This window comes from Microcystis sp. LEGE 08355 (assembly GCF_015207185.1).
Classification (GTDB): domain Bacteria; phylum Cyanobacteriota; class Cyanobacteriia; order Cyanobacteriales; family Microcystaceae; genus Microcystis; species Microcystis panniformis.
Window position 1 is genome coordinate 1 of the sequence record NZ_JADEXI010000282.1, and the last position, 5,962, is coordinate 5,962.

General features: G+C 47.9%; 7 protein-coding genes. 5 read left to right on the forward strand and 2 right to left on the reverse strand.

The window, feature by feature from the left end:
* From IQ242_RS26230 to psbC, 5 genes are all read left to right on the forward strand, one after another.
* Nucleotides 1–204, forward strand: a 204-nt coding sequence (locus tag IQ242_RS26230) for a hypothetical protein (protein ID WP_228021006.1), incomplete at its 5' end; no start/stop codon positions are given.
* Nucleotides 205–390: 186 nt separating this feature from the next.
* A complete protein-coding gene (locus IQ242_RS14615) occupies nucleotides 391–867 on the forward strand; it encodes a YbjN domain-containing protein (RefSeq protein ID WP_193960465.1) in 477 nt (158 codons plus the stop codon).
* Nucleotides 830–1,591, forward strand: coding sequence for a lipoate--protein ligase family protein (locus IQ242_RS14620; protein WP_193960466.1), 762 nt, complete (start codon nucleotides 830–832; stop codon nucleotides 1,589–1,591). Before IQ242_RS14615 ends, IQ242_RS14620 begins: the two co-directional genes overlap by 38 nt.
* A 325-nt stretch (nucleotides 1,592–1,916) precedes the next feature.
* Entirely contained in the window at nucleotides 1,917–2,972 is a 1,056-nt protein-coding gene (gene psbD, locus IQ242_RS14625; protein ID WP_002737445.1) for a photosystem II D2 protein (photosystem q(a) protein), read from the forward strand.
* Nucleotides 2,956–4,338: a photosystem II reaction center protein CP43 gene (gene psbC, locus IQ242_RS14630; RefSeq protein WP_002768963.1), complete on the forward strand. Its 1,383-nt coding sequence runs from the start codon at nucleotides 2,956–2,958 to the stop codon at nucleotides 4,336–4,338. Before psbD ends, psbC begins: the two co-directional genes overlap by 17 nt.
* A 109-nt stretch (nucleotides 4,339–4,447) precedes the next feature.
* Here psbC and cobD read toward each other — a convergent pair whose 3' ends face one another.
* Both cobD and IQ242_RS14640 read right to left on the reverse strand, forming a co-directional pair.
* Nucleotides 4,448–5,515, reverse strand: a complete 1,068-nt coding sequence (cobD, locus tag IQ242_RS14635) for a threonine-phosphate decarboxylase CobD (protein ID WP_193960467.1) — start codon at nucleotides 5,513–5,515, stop codon at nucleotides 4,448–4,450.
* Nucleotides 5,516–5,546: 31 nt separating this feature from the next.
* The gene (locus tag IQ242_RS14640) at nucleotides 5,547–5,831 is read right to left on the reverse strand and encodes an HU family DNA-binding protein (RefSeq protein ID WP_002759570.1); all 285 of its coding nucleotides are present in this window, start codon (nucleotides 5,829–5,831) and stop codon (nucleotides 5,547–5,549) included.
* Nucleotides 5,832–5,962 lie beyond the last annotated feature (131 nt).

Below are 5,962 nucleotides of genomic sequence, written 5' to 3' on the forward strand. Positions count from 1 at the left end.
GAAAGGCATTTAGCGATTTTTGTCAATTATTTTTGTCTAGAGCGAACTAATCAATTAAGTCTCTTGCCAGATAAGGATTTAGTCGATTTATGCTCCCCTATCGAACCATACCAAGTAACGAAGAGCCGCTTTTTGCTTAAGTTGACACCAATGACCGCCGGCGGCCAAAATGTCATTTATCTTCTGTCAAGGTGGGTTAGGTAAAATGAGAAAAAAGTTCTGAAACCCTTATATAGAGAATGGTTAAGCCTCTATCTTTTCGCTGTTTACTGTTTGCTGTTTACTAATCACAGGAAAAAAGCTCCCCACTCCCCTCTTCTATGTCTGTTTTGTTACTTTTTTCTTTTCTCTTGGGATAAGATTGTGATCGATCGAGTTTAGGGAATTTTTATGACCACAGAAAGTTTAGCGACTTCGGACGCAATAGAGTCAATGACCGATGAATTTCTGGCTAGTACGAGCAGTCACCAAGAAATGATTGAAACGGTTATTTCTACTCTGCAGCAGAATGATACTGCTATGGTACAACATACAGAAAAAGGTTATCTTTGGAAGTTTCAGTATGGTAGCGTTGAGGTGTTTGTGCAGTTAACTGGGGAAAGTGATGATGATTTTCTCACGGTGTGGTCTTCTGTGCTGAAATTGCCTGTTCAGGATGAATTGGGATTAACCCGCAAGTTATTAGCGATGAATTGTGCCGAAACCTTTGAATCTCATTTTGCCATTATGAATGATCAGGTGGTGGTGATTTCTCAGCGTACTGTGGCCGATTTGTCTCCTGGGGAGATTTCCCGAGCAATTACTCTCGTGGCGACGGTAGCAGATAATAATGATGAAATGTTACGAGAATCCTTTGGTGGCAGCTAAAATTTGGCGTTATATCCCTCCAATTATCTCATCGGCAGAGCAACAAATGGCGATCGATTCTTGGTTACTAGAACAACACCGTTGTGGTCATCATCCCCCGACTCTGCGTTTTTATCAATGGTCGCCCCCAGCTATTTCCTTGGGCTATCATCAACGGCAATATCCCGATTTTTGGCGTGATTTGACTTGGCAAGGTCAAAAAATCTCCCTAGTTCGTCGTCCTACCGGTGGACGGGCTGTACTACATCAGGGGGATTTGACTTATATGGTGGTAAATTCGGGGATGAAGGGGAATATTAGGGAAGTTTACCAGCAAATATGTCGATTTTTAATCACAGGCTGGCAAAATCTCGGTCTAGAATTGTCCTACGGTGCTGCCGGCCGGGGATATATCCATTCTGCTAACTGTTTCGGTACGGCTACCGGTGCAGATTTAGTCGATAATTGGGGGAATAAATTTATTGGGAGCGCCCAACTGCAACGGGGTTCCTCGGTTCTCCAACATGGTTCGATGGTGCTAGAGCAAGATAATTCGCTGTTTGAGCAAGTTTTCGCCAGTGCTGCCCCTCAAAAGCTGAATTTAGCCCCAGATTTGACCCTAGAGACAATTATCACTACCCTGAAAACCGCCGCCGAGGAATGCTTTGATTGTCAATTGCTAGAGCAACCCCTAGGGGATTGGGAATGGCGATCAATTAAAAAAATGAATATAAATACTCATTGACAAAAAATCTTTTATATGTATTAAAAATCAATTATGAGTCAAGTTGTATAGATTTGTAATTTTTTGCTAATAATGGTTAAAGGTAGATAGAGGCCACAAGAAACCAAAGTCTTACCAAACTCGAAATTATTGTCTAGCTTGTGCTAGTTTAAGAAACGTTAATCTTTTACAGTTTGTGAGGATTAACGAGCGATCGCATCTAGTTTAGTCAAGCTAATCCAGTCAATCGATCGCGCCATCTTATAAGACAATGGGAGTAATCCCAGACTCAAAAAAGTTAAGAAATCTTGCCCGTGATTTCAGTTAAGCAAGAGGAAAAATACCCATGACCATTGCTGTCGGACGCGCCCCAGAAAGAGGGCTGTTTGATGCTCTCGATGACTGGCTCAAAAGAGACCGTTTCGTCTTCATCGGTTGGTCTGGTTTACTACTCTTCCCCTGCGCCTTCATGGCCCTAGGTGGATGGTTAACCGGCACCACCTTCGTCACCTCCTGGTACACCCACGGGTTAGCCAGTTCCTACCTGGAAGGCGGCAACTTCCTGACTGTAGCCGTCTCCACCCCCGCCGATGCCTTCGGTCACTCCATCCTCTTTCTCTGGGGACCGGAAGCCCAAGGTAACTTCACCCGTTGGTGTCAAATCGGCGGTTTATGGCCTTTTGTCGCTCTCCACGGTGCTTTCGGCCTGATTGGCTTCATGCTACGTCAGTTTGAAATCGCCCGTTTAGTCGGCATTCGTCCCTACAACGCCCTCGCCTTCTCCGGTCCGATTGCGGTGTTCGTCAGTGTCTTCCTGATGTACCCCCTCGGTCAGTCTAGCTGGTTCTTTGCCCCTAGCTTCGGCGTGGCTGGTATCTTCCGTTTTATTCTTTTCTTCCAAGGCTTCCACAACTGGACCCTGAACCCCTTCCACATGATGGGTGTAGCCGGTATCCTTGGTGGTGCGCTTCTCTGTGCTATTCACGGAGCCACGGTAGAAAATACCCTGTTTGAAGACGGCGAAGGTTCCAACACTTTCCGAGCTTTTGAACCCACCCAAGCGGAAGAAACCTACTCCATGGTCACTGCGAACCGTTTCTGGTCGCAAATCTTCGGCATCGCTTTCTCCAACAAACGTTGGTTACACTTCTTCATGCTCTTTGTCCCCGTGACTGGTTTATGGATGAGTGCTGTGGGTGTGGTGGGATTAGCGCTTAATCTACGGGCCTATGACTTCGTTTCTCAGGAATTGAGAGCGGCGGAAGACCCGGAATTTGAAACCTTCTACACTAAAAATATTCTGCTTAACGAAGGTCTGAGAGCTTGGATGGCTCCCCAAGACCAACCCCACGAAAACTTTATCTTCCCTGAGGAGGTTCTCCCGCGTGGTAACGCTCTCTAATATCCCTACCGCTACCGGTCGTGACCAAAGTTCCACCGGCTTCGCTTGGTGGTCTGGTAACGCTCGTCTTATCAACCTCTCCGGTAAACTGCTCGGCGCTCACGTCGCCCACGCCGGTTTAATCGTTTTCTGGGCCGGGGCAATGACCCTGTTTGAAACCGCCCACTTTATCCCCGAAAAACCGATGTACGAACAGGGTTTAATCCTGCTCCCCCACTTAGCTACCCTCGGTTTTGGGGTCGGTCCGGGTGGTGAAGTAGTCGATACCTTCCCCTACTTCGTCGCTGGTGTTCTGCACTTAATTTCTTCGGCTGTACTCGGTTTTGGTGGTATCTACCACGCTATCCGCGGACCGGAAACCCTAGAGGAATACTCTAATTTCTTCGGTTACGACTGGAAAGACAAAAACCAAATGACCAACATCATCGGTTATCACCTAATTCTCTTGGGTTGTGGTGCGCTGTTGTTGGTATTTAAAGCCATGTTCTTTGGCGGTGTCTATGATACCTGGGCTCCCGGTGGCGGTGATGTCCGCGTCATCACTAATCCTACCCTCAACCCCGCAGTTATCTTTGGTTATCTGACCAAAGCTCCCTTCGGTGGCGAAGGCTGGATTATCAGCGTCAACAACATGGAAGATATCATCGGCGGTCACATCTGGATTGGCTTAATCTGTATCGCTGGCGGTATCTGGCACATTCTCACCAAACCTTTTGCTTGGGCGCGTCGCGCCTTCATCTGGTCTGGAGAAGCCTATCTGTCCTACAGCTTGGGCGCTCTTTCCATGATGGGCTTTATCGCTGCCGTTTACGTTTGGTTTAACAACACCGCCTATCCCAGTGAATTCTACGGTCCGACCGGTATGGAAGCTTCCCAAGCTCAAGCTTTCACCTTCTTGGTGCGTGACCAACGCTTAGGTGCTAACGTCGCTTCTGCCCAAGGCCCCACCGGTCTAGGTAAATACCTGATGCGCTCTCCCACTGGCGAAATCATCTTCGGTGGTGAAACCATGCGTTTCTGGGATTTCCGCGGTCCCTGGTTAGAACCCCTCCGCGGTCCTAACGGTTTAGACCTCGACAAAATCAGAAATGACGTACAACCCTGGCAAGTGCGCCGCGCAGCTGAATACATGACCCACGCTCCTTTAGGTTCCTTGAACTCTGTGGGTGGTGTTATCACTGACGTTAACTCGTTTAACTATGTGTCTCCTCGCGCTTGGTTGGCTACCTCTCACTTCACCCTCGCCTTCTTCTTCCTGATTGGACACCTCTGGCACGCTGGACGCGCTCGCGCCGCCGCCGCCGGTTTCGAGAAAGGAATTGACCGCGAGACTGAACCCGCATTGGCAATGCCTGACCTCGACTAATTTCTGTTAGTTCGATGGCAGCGGCTCCCGTCTAGTTGGCGGGAGCCTTTTTGTTGTTAATTTGCATGAGTAGAAAACGGGTTTCTCCGAGAAACCCGTTTTCTGTGCGTTACTCAAGGGATTTAGTATCAGACGCGGCTAAAACACTCTCTAAAGCCGATAATAATCGTTGATTTTCTGCCGGTAAACGGACAGCGACCCGAAAATAATTGCTGCCCAATTCGGGGAAACTGAGACAATCGCGGATGAAAATTCGATGATATTTTAATAAAGCTTCCTGTAGGGGTAAACAGGAAGATTGAGATTGTACTAAGAGGAAGTTAGCGGCACTGGTTTGGGGCTGTAATTGCGGAAAATTAGCTAATCCTTGCCATAAATCCCCGCGGGATGCTGTTAACCAGTCCCAGGTTTGTTGTTGAAAATCCCTATCCTCAATTGCCGCGATAGCGGCAACCACAGCCAAGTTATTCACCGACCAAGGATCGCGCCATCTTTGCCATTGTAACAGGCGATCGGGATGGGCGAGGACGTATCCTAGACGTAAACCGGGGAGACTGTAAAATTTAGTTAGGGAACGCAAAATCACGAGATTGGGATATTCCGGCAACAGAGATATTAAACTCTCCTGTTGTGGCGGGGGTAAAAAATCCATAAAAGCTTCATCCACTACCACCAAACCAAATTGCGATAGATAGGGACGAATGGCCGCCACCGTCCAGAGTTTCCCCGTGGGATTGTGGGGATTATTAAGTAATAAGCCTTGTTTTTTGGGATTAACCGGTTTTAAACTGGTTAAATCTAGGGAATGTTGGCAGATTTTTCCCCCAAAACTTTTTAAAGCCCGTTCGTAATCGTTAAAAGCGGGTGTTAGTACATAAACACTATCAAATGAGGCCAATTCCCGGCCGGCCCAGGTTAATAACTCCGCCGCACCATTGCCGGGGAGAATCCAATCTGGCCCGATATCGTGCCATTGGCCGAGGGCAGAACGCAACTGCCAATACGCCGGGTCAGGATAACGAGTCAGACTGGTTAAATGGCTTTTAATAGCGGTTAGGGCGCTTTCTGGCGGACCGAGGGGGTTGATACTGGCAGAAAAATCGAGAATAGAGGAAACCGGACAGCCGGCAATTGCGGCCGCCCAGTCAAGATTACCACCATGTTTAGGTCTAGGCAAAAGACTTACAGCGAACGAAACTCAACAGTAATTATTCCTTATCCGGGGCTACTCTGTCTTTAAACAGTTTACCCGCTGAGAAAGCCGGGACGCGAGTGGCCGGAATCTCCATCTTATCGCCGGTTTTTGGGTTGCGTCCTTCCCTGGCCTGACGTTCCCGGGCCTCGAAGGAACCGAATCCTACTAGGGTTACTTTGTCCCCCTCAGAAACCGCTTCGATAATGGTTTCGATGGCGGCAGTGAGAACAGCATCTGCTTGTTTTTTGGTGACAGAGGCTTTGAGAGCGATTTGATCGATTAATTCACCTTTATTCATGCGCTAACTCCTTTTTTTGCGGTTTTTCTGAGTTTAGGGTGGTTGTCAGTAGTTTATTATGGTTCCCCTGTTGAGGACTCGCCAGGATCGAGATCACTAAATAATGCCTCAAATCCTCATTGGCTATATAT

Bases quoted from the DNA above. Each gene is read 5' to 3' on its own strand.
- IQ242_RS14615 (WP_193960465.1), top strand. From the start codon at position 391: ATGACCACAGAAAGTTTAGCGACTTCGGACGCAATAGAGTCAATGACC.
- IQ242_RS14620 (WP_193960466.1), top strand. From the start codon at position 830: ATGATGAAATGTTACGAGAATCCTTTGGTGGCAGCTAAAATTTGGCGT.
- psbD (WP_002737445.1), top strand. From the start codon at position 1,917: ATGACCATTGCTGTCGGACGCGCCCCAGAAAGAGGGCTGTTTGATGCT.
- IQ242_RS14640 (WP_002759570.1), bottom strand. From the start codon at position 5,831: ATGAATAAAGGTGAATTAATCGATCAAATCGCTCTCAAAGCCTCTGTC.